The following is a 682-nucleotide window of genomic DNA, read 5'->3' on the forward strand; positions in this document are numbered from 1 at the left end:
GAGGGATGCCGGGAGCGAGACTGGGCTGGCCTTCACTCCCGGCCCCTCTCCCAATGGGAGAGGGGAGGTATCAGCATTCGATGATGTTCACGGCGAGGCCACCGCGGGCGGTTTCCTTGTATTTGCTCTTCATGTCGGCGCCGGTCTGGCGCATGGTGCGGATCACCTTGTCCAGCGAGATGAAGTGCTGGCCGTCGCCGCGCAGGGCCATGCGCGCGGCGTTGATCGCCTTCACCGAGCCCATGGCATTGCGTTCGATGCAGGGTACCTGCACCAGCCCGCCGACCGGGTCGCAGGTCAGGCCGAGGTTGTGCTCCATGCCGATCTCGGCAGCGTTTTCCACCTGCTGCGGAGTGCCGCCCATGACTTCGCAGAGCGCGCCGGCGGCCATCGAGCAGGCCACGCCGACTTCGCCCTGGCAACCGACTTCGGCGCCGGAAATCGAGGCGTTTTCCTTGTAGAGGATGCCAATGGCGGCGGCGGTGAGCAGGAAACGCTCGATACCATCGTCATTAGCGCCCGGGATGAAGCGGCTGTAGTAATGCAGCACCGCCGGCACGATGCCCGCCGCGCCGTTGGTGGGCGCGGTGACCACGCGGCCGCCGGTGGCGTTTTCCTCGTTCACCGCGAGGGCGTAGAGGTTGACCCAGTCGAGCACGCTGAGGCTGTCGCGCAGGTTGGC

Annotated in this window: 1 protein-coding gene; it reads right to left on the reverse strand. The window is 66.4% G+C overall.

What is annotated here, in order from left to right:
• Positions 1–70: 70 nt before the first annotated feature.
• Positions 71–682, reverse strand: a 612-nt coding sequence (locus J7302_RS26290; protein WP_215381783.1) for an L-serine ammonia-lyase, incomplete at its 5' end; no start/stop codon positions are given.

It is taken from the genome of Metapseudomonas boanensis (assembly GCF_018704125.1).
In the GTDB taxonomy this organism is placed as follows: Bacteria; Pseudomonadota; Gammaproteobacteria; order Pseudomonadales; family Pseudomonadaceae; genus Metapseudomonas; species Metapseudomonas boanensis.